This is a genomic window from Erythrobacter sp. QSSC1-22B, assembly GCF_001678665.1.
GTDB lineage: Bacteria > Pseudomonadota > Alphaproteobacteria > Sphingomonadales > Sphingomonadaceae > Qipengyuania.
The window spans coordinates 67,050-80,894 of sequence record NZ_LZRP01000002.1 but is presented as its reverse complement, the minus strand read 5'-3'; the positions used below and the strand labels follow the sequence as shown (position 1 = coordinate 80,894).

The 13,845-nt window shown below is 66.2% G+C and carries 11 protein-coding genes; 2 read left to right on the top strand and 9 right to left on the bottom strand.

What is annotated here, in order from left to right; translation table 11 throughout:
* Positions 1 to 28: 28 nt before the first annotated feature.
* From A9995_RS04160 to A9995_RS04145, 4 genes are all read right to left on the bottom strand, one after another.
* Positions 29 to 1,168, bottom strand: coding sequence for a nitronate monooxygenase family protein (locus A9995_RS04160; protein WP_233998078.1), 1,140 nt, complete (start codon positions 1,166 to 1,168; stop codon positions 29 to 31).
* A 127-nt stretch (positions 1,169 to 1,295) separates the two neighbouring features.
* Positions 1,296 to 1,946, bottom strand: a complete 651-nt coding sequence (locus tag A9995_RS04155) for a CoA transferase subunit B (RefSeq protein ID WP_067609662.1) — start codon at positions 1,944 to 1,946, stop codon at positions 1,296 to 1,298.
* Positions 1,946 to 2,929, bottom strand: coding sequence for a hypothetical protein (locus A9995_RS04150; RefSeq protein ID WP_067609659.1), 984 nt, complete (start codon positions 2,927 to 2,929; stop codon positions 1,946 to 1,948). The genes A9995_RS04155 and A9995_RS04150 overlap by 1 nt, the downstream gene beginning before the upstream one ends.
* The gene (locus tag A9995_RS04145; protein ID WP_067609657.1) at positions 2,926 to 3,633 is read right to left on the bottom strand and encodes a CoA transferase subunit A; all 708 of its coding nucleotides are present in this window, start codon (positions 3,631 to 3,633) and stop codon (positions 2,926 to 2,928) included. Before A9995_RS04145 ends, A9995_RS04150 begins: the two co-directional genes overlap by 4 nt.
* Before the next feature lie 353 nt (positions 3,634 to 3,986).
* Here A9995_RS04145 and A9995_RS04140 point away from each other — a divergent pair, with 353 nt between their 5' ends.
* Positions 3,987 to 6,293, top strand: coding sequence for a CDC48 family AAA ATPase (locus tag A9995_RS04140; RefSeq protein WP_067609655.1), 2,307 nt, complete (start codon positions 3,987 to 3,989; stop codon positions 6,291 to 6,293).
* Positions 6,294 to 6,348: 55 nt separating this feature from the next.
* Here A9995_RS04140 and A9995_RS04135 read toward each other — a convergent pair whose 3' ends face one another.
* Genes A9995_RS04135 through polA form a run of 3 tightly spaced genes read right to left on the bottom strand, consistent with a single transcriptional unit; the run spans position 6,349 to position 11,587 of the window.
* Positions 6,349 to 7,425: a mechanosensitive ion channel family protein gene (locus A9995_RS04135; RefSeq protein WP_067609653.1), complete on the bottom strand. Its 1,077-nt coding sequence runs from the start codon at positions 7,423 to 7,425 to the stop codon at positions 6,349 to 6,351.
* Between the two features lie 50 nt (positions 7,426 to 7,475).
* A complete protein-coding gene (locus A9995_RS04130) occupies positions 7,476 to 8,756 on the bottom strand; it encodes a CHASE3 domain-containing protein (protein WP_067609651.1) in 1,281 nt (426 codons plus the stop codon).
* Positions 8,753 to 11,587 carry a DNA polymerase I gene (polA, locus tag A9995_RS04125; protein WP_067609649.1) on the bottom strand — a complete coding sequence of 945 codons (2,835 nt, stop codon included), beginning with the start codon at positions 11,585 to 11,587 and terminating at the stop codon, positions 8,753 to 8,755. Before polA ends, A9995_RS04130 begins: the two co-directional genes overlap by 4 nt.
* Before the next feature lie 200 nt (positions 11,588 to 11,787).
* On the opposite strand from polA, the gene A9995_RS04120 reads away from it, so the two are divergent.
* A complete protein-coding gene (locus A9995_RS04120) occupies positions 11,788 to 12,039 on the top strand; it encodes a hypothetical protein (protein ID WP_067609647.1) in 252 nt (83 codons plus the stop codon).
* 98 nt (positions 12,040 to 12,137) lie between these two features.
* Here the strand turns inward: A9995_RS04120 and A9995_RS04115 are convergent, their stop codons facing one another.
* Both A9995_RS04115 and A9995_RS04110 read right to left on the bottom strand, forming a co-directional pair.
* Positions 12,138 to 13,124: a serine hydrolase gene (locus tag A9995_RS04115; protein WP_233998077.1), complete on the bottom strand. Its 987-nt coding sequence runs from the start codon at positions 13,122 to 13,124 to the stop codon at positions 12,138 to 12,140.
* 223 nt (positions 13,125 to 13,347) lie between these two features.
* The gene (locus tag A9995_RS04110; protein WP_067609643.1) at positions 13,348 to 13,758 is read right to left on the bottom strand and encodes a host attachment protein; all 411 of its coding nucleotides are present in this window, start codon (positions 13,756 to 13,758) and stop codon (positions 13,348 to 13,350) included.
* Between the last annotated feature and the right edge of the window lie 87 nt (positions 13,759 to 13,845).

The window sequence follows — 13,845 nt, the reverse complement described above, 5'->3', positions numbered from 1 at the left end:
GCTGGGGCAGCGCCGCCGCCCGGTCAAGTCACTCGATCCCGACGCTTGCCGCCAGACCGGTGACCGCCTCGAGGAATTCCTCGCGGAAATCCTGCACCACCTGGCGGCTCGAGCGGACCTGTTCGACCAGCCCGACGCCCTGGCCGACGAAATAGCTCACCAGCTCGCGCGCCTCGCCATTGCCCGCAGCGGCGGCGCGCTCGATCCGCGCGAAGGCGGGTTCGGAGACCATCCCCATCAAGGGCATCGGCAGGGTGCCCGGTCCACCGGCATCGTCCCATGCCTCGTGCCACGGAGTGCGCAGCTGGCGCGCGGGCTTGCCGGTGCGGCTGCGCGAACGGATCGTGTCGCGGCTGCGCGCCGCCACCATCCGCGCGCGGAAGGTCTCGCTGGTTTCCGCCTCGGGCGTCGCCAGCCAGATCGAGCCGGTCCATGCCCCTTGCGCGCCTGCCGCCATCATTCCGGCCATCTGCCCGCCGGTCATGATCCCGCCTGCGGCCAGCACCGGGATTTCGTGGCCGGCCGCAGGCAGCGCGCGGACGACCTCGGGGATCAGCACCAGCGTGGTGACCTCGCCGCAATGCCCGCCGGCCTCGGTGCCCTGCGCGACGATGATATCGACCCCGGCCTCGGCCTGGCGGATCGCATGCTCCTTCGCGCCGACCAGCGCCGCTACCGGCACGCCCAGCTCCTTGCCGCGCGCGATCATCGCGGGCGGGGCGATCCCCAGTGCGTTGGCGATCAGCCGGATCGGATGGCGGAAGGCCACCTCCATCAGCGCCAGCCCGTTTTCGGGAGTGATCCCCATCCGCTCTTTCAGGATCGGCATCTCGGGCTCTGGCGCGATCCCGTAGCGGGCAAGGATTTCGTTGGTGAATCCCTGATAGGCAGGGTCGATCGCCGCCGCGCGCATCCGGTTGTCGGACAGCGCCGCTACGCTTGCATCAATCACCTCGGGGACCAGCACATCGACGCCATAGGGCGCACCATCGACATGGGCGTCGATCCAGGCGAGCTCCTCCTCCAGCTGTTCGGGGGTGAAGCGCGTCGCCCCCAGCACCCCGAAACCGCCCGCCCTGCTCACCGCCGCGACGACGTCGCGGCAATGCGAGAAGGCGAACAGCGGAAACTCCGCACCGGTCAGTTCGCAGACCCTGTTCATCGCCATATGTGTGATCCTCTCTCCAGAGGAGGCACAGTGATGGTGCGGGTCACGGGGCGCAAGCCCCCCGCGGGCCATGTGGCGCAAGCCCCCACTGGCAACGGGGCGCAAGCCCCGCTTCACAATCGCGCGGTCAGCTCTCGTATCGGGCGGTGGTCTTGGCGGCGACCTCTTCGGCGCTGACGCCGGGCGCCAGTTCGACCAGCTTGAACGCGCTGGAATGGTCCGGGCGGCGGAACACCGCGAGATTGGTGACCACCATGTCGACCACATTGGTCCCGGTCAGCGGCAGCGTGCATTCGGGGATGAACTTGGGGCTGCCATCCTTGGCAGTGTGATCCATCACCACGATGATCTTCTTGACGCCCGCGACCAGATCCATCGCGCCGCCCATGCCCTTGATCATCTTGCCGGGGATCATCCAGTTGGCGATGTCGCCGTTCTCGGCCACTTCCATCGCGCCCAGCACGGTCAGGTCGATATGCCCGCCGCGGATCATCGCGAAGCTGGCGGCGCTGTCGAAATAGGCCGAATGCGGCAGTTCGCTGATGGTCTGCTTGCCCGCGTTGATCAGATCGGCATCCTCCTCACCCTCATAGGGGAAGGGGCCGATGCCGAGCATGCCGTTCTCGCTCTGCAGCGTGACATGCATGCCCTCGGGGATATGGTTCGCCACCAGCGTCGGGATGCCGATGCCCAGATTGACGTAATAGCCGTCCTCAAGCTCCTGCGCCGCCCGTGCGGCCATCTGGTTGCGGTCCCAGCCCGCAGGTTCGTCTGCCATCATTCGTCTCCAATAATCTGCGCGGGCAGCGGATCGGCGAGGAACCAGCCGCTGCCCAGCATCGCGTCGAGCCGCAGCGCCGTGTCGGGCCGCCTTAGGTAGTGAAACAATTCGTCGAAATCGGCACGCTCGTCGCCCATCATGGCGACGACGCAATGCGTCTGCGCGATTTCTGTGCGCCTTGTGTGCTTGCGCTGGTCGAGCGAGCGCAGCAGCACCAGCCGGTCCAGTCCCTGCGGGTCGAGCCCGGTCTCGGCCAGCACGCCGCGCACGCTGTCTTCGAAGCCTTCGCCAAGATGCGAGGTCCAGAACACGGTCACTTCGCGCTCGCGGAGCTCAGCCAGCGCCTCGGCAAGACGCGGATTGCCGGCCACCGGGGCGAGGGGATCGAAGCTGTCCTTGCCGGGGTCGAGATCGACGATCACCGCGGGCGCCCGGTTGCCGCAATCCATCCGCTCGGGCCTCAGCTCGCCCGGTTCGGCGAGCAGCGCGCTCTGGCGCGGGGTGAGGGTGGGATTGCGCTGCGTCTGGTCGAGCGCGTGGGCGAGAAAGCCTTCGACCACCGAATCGCTGCCGGCGGAGGGTGCGGGAAGCGGACCGGGCCTGAAGGTCGCTCCCCCGGACATACGCGTCGCCGCGGCGTCGCGGATCGCCGACAATTGCGCACGGGCGCTCTCGCCCGGGTCGCCGGCGAGCGGTGCGCTGTCTGCGGGACCCGGCAGCGGTCCCGCGACGAATTCAGTTGCGGTCTCGGGTTCGAAGGCTTCGTCGAACGACGCTTGCCGCGGGTTTTCGGCGGTGGCCACCCGAGCGACGTCCCCGTTCCCGTCCCGGCCGACGTCCCGGCCCCCGTTCCCGTCGATCTTCGTCGATGTCGCCATCAGCGCACCTGCCGCCAGCGGGATCACCGCCGCCACGCAGCCCGATAGCGAAACGGCGGATCCCAGCGCGCCGAGCGCAAGCAGGCGCCGCCGTCGGGTCACGCCCCGGCGCGCTCCCGCACGGTGCGGAACTCGATTTTCTTGTCGTAGGGTGCGCCGACGATCATGCGGTTGATATAGACGCCGGGCAGGTGGATGCAGTCGGGATCGAGGCTGCCCGCCGGGACGATCTCCTCGACCTCGACCACGCAGACCTTGCCGCAGGTCGCCGCAGGCGAGTTGAAATTGCGCGCGGTCTTGCGGAACACGACATTGCCGGTCTCGTCGGCCTTCCACGCCTTGACGATCGCAAGATCGGCGAAGATGCCGTGCTCGAGGATGTAGTCCTCTCCCGAAAAGGATTTGACCTCCTTGCCCTCGGCGACCTGGGTGCCGACGCCGGTCTTGGTGTAGAAGCCGGGGATCCCCGCGCCGCCGGCGCGCATCCGCTCGGCCAGCGTGCCCTGCGGGCAGAATTCGACCTCGAGCTCGCCGGCGAGGAACTGGCGCTCGAACTCCTTGTTCTCGCCGACATAGGAAGAAATCATCTTCTTCACCTGCCGCGTCCGCAGCAGCTTGCCGATGCCCTCGTTGTCGATCCCGGCGTTGTTGCTGGCGAAGGTCAATTTCTGGACCCCGCTGTCCCGAATCGCGTCGAGCAGGCGTTCGGGAACGCCGCACAGGCCGAAGCCTCCGCTGGCAATCAGCATGTCGTCCTTGAGCAACCCGTCGAGGGCGGCGGCGGCATCGGGATAGAGCTTGTTCATGGCGCTGTCGCTTAGCGAGGGGCGCGGGCCCTGTCACGGGGGTCCATCAAAAGCGCCAGTGCAGCGCCATTTGCAATGCTTGATTGCGCTTCATGCAACTATCCATGTTCTTTTCGCACTTGCACAATAAATGCTGCAACCGCATATGTCTCCCTGCCTTTTAGGCATCCTCTCCCAAGACTTCCAAGCCCGGCCGGTTTATCCAGCCGGGCTTTTTTCTGTCCGCAATCCGGACGGCGCTCCCCCGGCGCAGCGCGTTTTTCGGACCCCAACGGCCTCGCCCTCGGTTGCATCTGTTGAAGCCGCACCCAATCTGCGCTTCCTCGATACACGACAAAGGAACGAGACCGGGCATGGCAGACGCGCAAGCAGCGATCGACGAGAAGACCGTCCGGCTCCAGGTCGCGGCGGCGCGGCAGGAGGAAAGCGGGCAGGGCATCGCCCGGCTCCCGCGGACCGCCTTCCAGGCGCTCGGCATCACCGAGGGCGATGTTGTCCAGATCACCGGCAAGCGGGTCACCGCCGCGCTCGCCATGCCTGCCTATGATGAGGACCAGGCGCTCGACGTCGTCCGGCTCGACGGGCTTCAGCGCGGCAATGCCGAGGTCGGCTCGGGCGAACACGTTCATATCGCGGTCGCTGAATCGCGCCCCGCCACCCGGGTGGTCTTCGCGCCCGCCAGCCGCGAAATGCGGCTGCAGGGACCGACCCAGGCGCTCAAGCGCAATTTCTTCCAGAAGCCGCTGGTCGCGGGCGATCTGGTCGCCACCACCGGGCAGCAGCCAGTCCAGAACATGCCGCCCGAAGTGCGCCGGATGTTCAACGCGCCCGCCTATGCGCTCACCCAGATTCGCCTCACCGTGGTCTCGACCGCGCCCAAGGGCATCGTCCATATCGACGAGAACACCGAGGTCGAGCTGCGCGCCGAGTTCGAGGAGCCCGCGGGAGGCCGCGCCACGGTCAATTACGACGATGTCGGCGGGATGGAGGACACCATCAAGCAATTGCGCGAGATGGTCGAACTGCCGCTGCGCTATCCCGAACTGTTCACCCGGCTGGGGGTCGACCCGCCCAAGGGCGTGTTGCTCCACGGCCCGCCCGGGACCGGCAAGACTAGGCTGGCTCAGGCCGTCGCCAACGAGAGCGACGCCTATTTCTCGATCATCAACGGCCCCGAAATCATGGGGTCGGGCTATGGCGAGAGCGAGAAGCGGCTGCGCGAGGTGTTCGAGGAGGCGAGCCGCAACGCCCCTGCCATCATCTTCATCGACGAGATCGATTCGATCGCCCCCAAGCGCGACCGCGTGCCCGGCGAGGCGGAGAAGCGCCTCGTTGCCCAATTGCTCACACTGATGGACGGGCTCGAGGCGCGGACCAATGTGGTGGTGATCGCCGCGACCAACCGTCCCGATGCGATCGACGAGGCGCTGCGGCGCCCGGGCCGCTTCGACCGCGAGATCGTGATCGGGGTCCCCGATGAGAACGGCCGCCGCGAGATCATCGGCATCCACACGCGCGGCATGCCGCTGGGCGACAAGGTCGATCTGATGGAGCTGGCGCGGACCACGCACGGCTTCGTCGGCGCCGATATCGCCGCGCTGGCGCGCGAAGCGGCGATCGATGCGGTGCGCCGAATCATGCCCCGGCTCGATCTCGACGAGCGCACGGTGCCGCCCGAAGTGCTCGACGATCTCTATGTCAGCCGCGAGGACTTCATCTCGGCGCTCAAACGCGTCCAGCCAAGCGCAATGCGCGAGGTGATGGTGCAGGTGCCCAATGTCGAATGGAGCGACATCGGCGGGGTCTCCGAAGCGGTCGACAAGCTCAAGGAAGGCATCGAGCTGCCGATGAAGAATCCCGCGGCGTTCCATCGTCTCGGAATCCGTCCGGCCAAGGGCTTCCTGCTCTACGGTCCGCCCGGAACCGGCAAGACGTTGCTCGCCAAGGCGGTCGCAAAGGAGGCCGAGGCCAATTTCATCTCGATGAAATCGAGCGACCTGCTGTCCAAATGGTATGGCGAGAGCGAACAGCAGATCGCGCGCATGTTCCGCCGCGCCCGCGCGGTCGCACCCTGCGTCATCTTCATCGACGAGATCGACAGCCTGGTGCCCGCGCGCGGCAGTGGCGGCAACGAACCGCAGGTCACCGGGCGGGTGGTCAACACCATCCTGTCGGAGATGGACGGGCTGGAGGAATTGCAGTCGGTGGTAGTGATCGGCGCGACCAATCGCCCGATGCTGGTCGATCCGGCGCTGCTGCGACCGGGCCGCTTCGACGAGCTGGTCTATGTCGGCACCCCCGACAAGGAAGGCCGCGAGCATATCCTCAAGATCCACACCCGCGACATGCCGATGGCGGACGATGTCGAGCTGGCGAAGATCGCGAGCAAGACCAACCGTTTCACCGGGGCGGATCTGGAGGATGTCGTGCGCCGCGCCGGGCTCAACGCGCTGCGCCGCGTTGGCAATGATGTGAGCGAGGTGTCGGCCATCGATTTCGAGGAAGCGCTTGGCGATTCGCGCGCCACGGTCACGCAGCAGATGGAGCAGGAATACGCGAAAATGCGCGGCGAGCTCAAGAAGCGCGCCGCCGAAGTGCTTCCAATCGGCTTCATCCACGAAGGCATGGTGGCCTCGACCCGCGACGCCAAGCACGAGTGACCGGGCGCCGCGCGGGGCCAGGGTCCCGCGGGCCCTCTAACCCGCGTGCCGTCGCCTAGCCTTGGGTACGCTCGTTCGCCGCCTGGACTTCGAGCCGGTGACGGATCAGCGCATCGGGCATATGCGTCTGCAACCACGAGACCATGTGCTCGCGGGTTGCGCAGCGCAGGTTCCACAGATCGCCGATGCTGGCAGCACTCACCGCCAGCCGCAGCTCCATGCTTTCGGGATGCGCCTCGGTCATCAGCAGCGCCATATTGCGACCGTCGAACAATTCGTGCGCCTTGACGAAGCGCTCGAACTCGGCGCGGATCGGCTGGACCTCGGCCGCAGGATCGAGGTGCAGATAGACCGGCCCGGTCAGCCGTTCGCTCACCCGCGACCAGTTCTCGAAACTCTCGTCGAGGAAGCGCGCGGTCGGGACCACCAGCACGCGTTCGTCCCAGCTGCGCACCGTGACGAAGCTCATCCGGATTTCCTCCACCCGTCCGACCTCGCCATCAACCTTGACCATGTCGCCCAGCCGCAGCGGCTGGGTCAGCGCCATCTGCAGCCCGGCGATCAGCGATTTCAATGCCGGCTGCGCGGCGGCACCGACGGCCAGTGCGGCGAGGCCGGCCGAGGCCATCAGCGTCACCCCGATGTCGCGCACCCCGGGGATGTTGAGCATGATCAGCGAGATGGTGATCAGGATGATCGCGAAACCGATCGTGCGACTGAGGATCGAGATGCGCGTGCGGCGCGCCCGCATCGCCACCGGATCCTCGGCATCCGCGGCCTCGCGCTCGAGCCCGGCGGCGACGCCCTTGATCAGCGCAAAGAGCACCCAACCCATCAGCGCGGGGGCGATATAGCTCATCGCCCGTTCCCACCCGTCGCCGATCTCTGGATCGTTGTGCACGGCGATCGATATGGCCCAGCCGACCATCGCCCAGCGCATCGGGCGACGCACGGTATCGAGGATGACATCGTCCAGCCAGGTGGCCGACAGGCGCGCGACGCGCCGCAGCATCTTGAACAGGATGGCATGGAGAACCAGCGCGATCAGGACCGGAACGCCGATCGCGATCGCGGTGTGGATCGCGGCCTCCCAGGAGAAGTCCCAATTGCGCGGATCGTAGCGTTCGAACATGGTGCCGCGCCTAACTGCCGGAGCCGGCGAAGACAACCGGCCACATCGCGCTAGTCCTTCAACGGGAGCAGGATAACGACCTCGAGCCCGTCCGCGTGGAAGTCGCGTTCGAGCGACCCGCCGAACTGGCGCGCGGCGCTGATCATCAGCATGCTGCCGAAGCCGCGCCGCTCGGGCTGCTTCTCCAGGGTTACGCCGCGCTCGCGCCAGATCATCTGAACGTCGCTGCCCTGGCGCTGCCAGCGCACCTCGATCGTGCCGCCCTGCGACCAGGCGCCGTATTTCACCGCATTGGTGGTCAGCTCGTGCAGCACCAGCCCCAGCGGGGTAATCTGCGCCGCGGGGAGCATGATCTCCTCACCCTCGATTACTGCCTGCAGCCGTTCGGAACGGTAGGGCGCGAGGCTGGTCTCGACCAGCGCGCGCAGCGAGGCGACCGGGCGGTCGAGCTCGCCCTGCGAAACCTCATGCGCGGTCAGCAGCGCGCGGATGCGCTGGCCGATGGCATCGGTCACCGGCTTGGCCTCGGGCTTGTCGCGCGCGCTCAGCTGGACGATCGCCAGCACCACCGCGAACAGGTTCTTGACCCGATGGTTGAGTTCGCGCGCCAGCAGGTCGGCGCGGTCTCGCGCCTCGCCAAGCGCCATTGCCTGCGCCGCTTCAGCCTCGGCGCGCGCGGTGCGGGCCACCAGCCGCGCGGTCGAGACCATGGCGAGGATCAGCAGCAGCACCAGCCCGCCCAACAGCGGCAGGACGCGGGCTTCGGCGCGGGCGGTCTCTGCGGTCGCGAGCGTGAGCAGTTCCAGCTCGATCCGCTCCATCTCGTTGATAGCGCGGCGCAACCGCGCCATCGTCTCATGCCCCTCATCCGAGAGTACCGCGCGGCGCGCATCGATCAGGCGGCCATTGTCGAGCAGCCTGACCGAGGAATCGAGCTCGGCGAACTTGGCTGCGGTCAGCGTCTCGATCCGGTCGAGCAATTCCTCCTGCCGCACGGTTGCTCCGTCCGCCAGCGAGGCCTCGAGGCGGCTGAGCGCCGGATCGATCTGATCGCGCCCGGCGAGATAGGATTCCAGATAGCGGCGATCGAGCGTGATCAGATAGCCGCGCTGCCCGGTCTCGGCGTTGAGCACCGCCTGGCTGACACTACGCAGGTCGGTGAGGACCTCGTTGGTCATGCGAACCTGCTCGCGTTCCTCGCGCTCGCTTTCGACGGTCTGGTAGACCGAAAAGATCAGCCCGAACATCGCGGCTGCGGTGATTCCGAGCAGCGCGACATTGGCCCAGCGGAAGGTGCGATCCTCCCGCGCGAAGGCAAAATAGCGCTTCAATGTGCGGCATCCCAGCTCATGCCGCTACCGATGTCGATCCCCAGCGGTACGGAGAGTTCCACTGCGGGCAGGGCTGCCTCCGCCATGACCCGCTCAATCACCGGGGAGGCCGCCTCGACATCGCCTTCGGGCACTTCGAACACGAGTTCGTCGTGAACCTGCAGCAGCATGCGGACCTTGCCCAATCCGGCCTCCTCCAGCGCGGGGTCCATGCGGACCATCGCGCGTTTGATGATATCGGCGCTGGTGCCCTGGATCGGCGCGTTGATCGCCGCGCGTTCGCTGCCCTGGCGTTCCGCCTGGTTCTTGGAATTGATCCGCGGGAACCAGGTCTTGCGTCCGAACAGCGTCTGCGAATAGCCGCAGCCGCGCACCTGTTCGAGAGTCTCCAGGATGTAGCGCTGGATGCCGGGGAAACGCTGGAAATAGGTGTCGATCATGGCCTGCGCCTCGTCGGGTTCGACCCCCAACCGCCCGGCAAGCCCCCAGCGCGAAATGCCGTAGAGGATGGCGAAATTGATCGTCTTGGCGCGCGCACGGGTCTCGCGATCGACGCTGCCGAACATTTCGAGCGCGGTGCGGTTGTGGATGTCCTCGCCCGCGGCGAAAGCCTCCTTGAGCGCGCCGACATCGGCCATATGCGCGGCGAGCCGCAGCTCGATCTGCGAATAGTCGGCAGCCAGCAGGACATGCCCCGCCTCGGGCACGAAGGCTTCGCGGATCTGGCGCCCGATGGCGGTGCGGATCGGAATGTTCTGAAGGTTCGGATCGGTCGAGGACAATCGCCCGGTCTGCGCCCCGACGAGGCTGTAGCTGGTGTGGACGCGGCCGGTATCGGGGTTGATCGCTTCCTGCAGCGCATCGGTGTAGGTCGATTTGAGCTTGGCGAGCTGGCGCCATTCGAGCACCTTGGCGGCGATTGGCGCGCCTTCGCCAGAGAGCCGCTCGAGCACCGCCTGATCGGTCGAATACTGGCCGCTCTTGCCCTTGCGCCCGCCGCGATGGCCCAGCTCCTCGAACAGCACGTCGCCCAGCTGCTTGGGGCTGCCGACCGCGAATTCGCGCCCCGCCATTGTGTGGATTTCGCCCTCCAGCCGTGCGGTCTCACCGGCGAATTCATCCGACAATCGCGCCAGTTGCGCGCGATCGACCTTAATCCCGCGGCGCTCCATGCGCGCGACCACCGGGATCAGCGGCCGGTCGACCCGCTCGTAAACCTTTGTCCCGCCTTCTTCGGCGAGCCGCGGCTTGAGCAGGCGATGCAGCCGCCAGGTGACATCGGCATCCTCGGCGGCGTATTGCGTCGCCTTGTCGAGCGGGACCTCGCCGAAGGGGATTGCCTTCTTGCCGGTGCCGCACAGCTCCTTGAAGGTCAGGCATTTGTGGCCGAGGTGGCGGTCCGCCAGTTCGTCCATGCCGTGGCCGCCGCCGATGCCCTGTTCCGAGCGCCCGGCATCTAGCGCGAAACTCACGATCATCGTGTCGTCGATCGGTGCCACGGCAATATCGTGCTTCGCCAGTATGTTGAGATCGTACTTGGCGTTCTGGAAGACTTTCAGCACCGCATCGCTCTCGAGCAGCGGCTTGAGCGCGGCGAGCGCTTCGGGGCGGTCGATCTGCTCGGGGCGTTCGGCGAACATATCGCTGCCGCCATGCCCAAGCGGGATGTAGCAGGCATCATTGGGGCCGAGCGCGAGGCTGACCCCGACCAGATCGGCCTGGATCGCGTCGAGGCTGCTGGTCTCGGTATCGACCGCGATTGTCCGTGCGGCGAAGGCACGCTCGATCCACGTGTCGAGCTCCGCGCGGGTGCTGACGGTCGCATAGCTCGAGCGGTCGATATCCGGCATCTCGGGTGGCGGCTGGCGGTTGCCTTCCACATCGCCTTGCGCGCCGAGGGTCTGAGCCTTTTCGCGATCGAGATTGTTGGGCCGGTCGGGGCTGCCGCTGCCCGCGCCGAGGCGGCGCAGCAGGCTGGTAAAGCCGTGCTTTTCGAGAAATGCCGCGAGCGGTTCCGAGGGGACGCCATCGAGCTTGAACTCGTCGAGCGGCTGGGGAAGCGTGCAATCCTCCTTGAGCGTAACCAGCACCCGGCTCATCTCCGCATCGCCGCGATGCTCGATCAACCGCTCCTTGAGCTTGGAGGTCTTCATGCCGTCAGCCGAATCGAGCGCGGCGGTCAGCGAGCCGTGCTCGGCAATCAGCTTGCTCGCGGTCTTGGGGCCAACCCCGAAGATGCCGGGAATATTGTCGACCGAATCGCCCATCAGCGCCAGCACGTCGCCGACCAGTTCGGGCGCGACGCCGAATTTGGCTTCGACCTCCTCGATATAGATCCGCTGGCTCTTCATCGTGTCGAGCATGTCGATTTTGCCGCCATCGCGCTCGCCGACCAGCTGCATCAGATCCTTGTCGGAGGAAACGATGGTGACATCCCAGCCCTGTGCCTGCGCCACGCGGGCATAGGAGGCGATGAGGTCGTCCGCTTCCAGCCCCTGTTCCTCGATGCAGGGCAGGCTGAACGCGCGGGTGGCATCGCGGATCAGCGGGAATTGCGGGCGCAGGTCCTCGGGCGGTTCGGGGCGGTTGGCCTTGTAGGCGGGATAGATGTCGTTGCGGAACGACTTGCTGTCCTTGTCGAGAATCACCGCCAGATGCGTCGGCCCGTCGGCGCGATCGAGATCCTCGGCCAGCTTCCACAGCATGGTGGTGTAGCCATAGACCGCGCCCACCGGGGTCCCCTGCGGGTCGGTGAGCGGCGGAAGGCGATGGTAGGCCCGGAAGATATAGGCCGACCCGTCGACCAGATAGAGATGCTGCTTTTCTGACATTTACCGGGTCTAGCAGCGGCTTGCGGGATTGGGGAGCGGTTTGAGTGGGGGGAAATAAGGCAGGAATGCGGCAGAATGAGTCGAATTCGCTTGCGCCGTCACATTCTCGCCATTATTTGGACATTGTGAGGCCACATTTGGGCCTCTCGCGATGCCCCAAAAAGGCTCGCTTCAGAACTCTCTGATCAAGGATTTCATCTATGCGTAAGATCGCTCTCGTCGCCGCCGCTTCGGCCGCCGCTCTGACCCTCGCCGCTTGCTCGGAAGCCACCGAAGACAGCGCCGAAGTCACCACGGAAAGCGCCATTGCCGACACCGAAACCAACATGGACGCCATGGGCACCGAAATGGAAGCCGGCACTGAAGAAGTGACCGCCGAAGCCGACGTCGCTGCTGCCGAAGCCGAAGCCGAACTTCAGGACGAGACCGTCACCGAAGCTCAGGTTGACTAATTCGATCCCCTTTGCGGATTGAAACGAAGGGCGGCACCGCGAGGTGCCGCCCTTTTCGTTTGTCGATTAGCAGGGCCCGCGAGAGGGCCGGGTCGGATCTATTGTCCGCCGTATCGCGCGTTGGTCCAGACCTGGGCGCGGGCATCGTAGCCATCGTGGATCGCCCGGGCGATCGCCGCGATTTTGGCCTCGCGCGCGGGCCGCGAACCCTGGCCGGTGACATAGATCGCCAGCGCCACGGTGCGCCCGTCGGGCATTTCGAGAAAGCCGACATCGCTCGAGGTGTTGTTGAGCGACCCGGTCTTGTGACTCACCCGCACGCTGGCGGGCATCATCGCCGGGATGCGGCGGGTACCGGTGCGGGTGCGGCTCATCGCCCCCAGGATGACCCGGCGGCTCTCGGACGAAAGGAACTTGCCCTGGTACAGTCCGGTCAGCAGTTCGAGCATTTCGCCCGGGGTTGCGCTGTCGCGCCGGTCGATATGGTGTGCCGGGTCGAATTCGCCGTCGTCGCGCACCAGCGTGGCGATGTCGCGATCGATGTTGAACTCGCTCATGCCATTGCGCCGCATCCAGGAATTGACCGCATTGGGGCCGCCGACGGCGCGCAGCAAGGCATCGGTCGCAGGGTTGCTCGAGCGGGTGATCATGATCTCGATCAGTTCGCTCGCCCGCATCCGCTCGCCTTCGGCCACCGGCGCGACGGGTGAGGAAAAGCGCGCCGATTTGCGCGCCCACAGCAGCGGAAACTCGCTTCTCAGGCTCCAGCGGCCCTGTTCGACGCCCTCGAGGAACGTGGCGGCGATTGCGATTTTGCTGGTGCTCGCGAGCGGGAAGCGCTGATCGCCGAGCACGGCGATTTCCTGCCCGGTGGTCAGGTCGATCGCGGCGACGCCGATACGACCGCTGCTGCCGTCCGCAAGTTCGGCGATTCGGCGCTCGAACCCGGTCTCATAGATCGCCTGATAGGTCGGGAGCGGGCGAACCTGCGTCCCCAGGGTCGCGTCGAAGGTCGCTTCGAGCGGCGATAAGTCCGATTCGGCCAGGGCGGGCAAGTCCGATTCGGCCAGGGCGGGCGCTGCCATTCCCAGCAGCGCGGCCCCAACGGTCGTAGCTAATGTTCTGATCCGCATGCGACCTGCCTATCATGTGTTTGGTTGGCAGATGCTTAACGGGCTTATCGATCGCACAACAAGCTGATTTGCGACGACAAGTTTCGCTGGAGCGACCGGGGATCAGACGAAGCCGGAACCCGCCGACGCTCACGCATCGACGGGCCCCGGTCGAAAGGCGTTCAAGGGCGCATGGTCACGCGGCGGCGATCGCCTTTTCGATCCGGTCGGTGGTCTCGCCGGTCAGCGTCTTGGCGATTTCCCCGACCAGCCGCTGTTTGAGCTCGACGTGATAATGGTGTCGCATTTCACCCAACGTTTTGGGATCGGCGATGATCAGCAGGTCGTCGAATTCGCCCGCGATCGCCTTGGCGTTGATCCATTCCGCTGCAGCTGCCGCGTGGGCCAGTTCGTCCAGTTGCGTGCTGGTGCCCTTGTCGCGTCCGGCATTGTCCTGATGCCGCACCCCGGCGCTGAAATTGGTGGCGGAGAGATCGGGCTTGGTCGCGCCTTCGAGCTTGGGCTCGAACGGGGTTCCGGTGTTGTGCATCACGGTGAAGGTTGTTCCGTCGACGAGGGCGACATGGGCCTTGTGCGGCAGTTTCATAGGCGTCTCCTTTTGGGGGCTTGGTGAGGGGGTCGATTGCTGTTGCCTTACCAATGCGCCGCGCCGCGCTTTGCTCCGGGGCTTGAG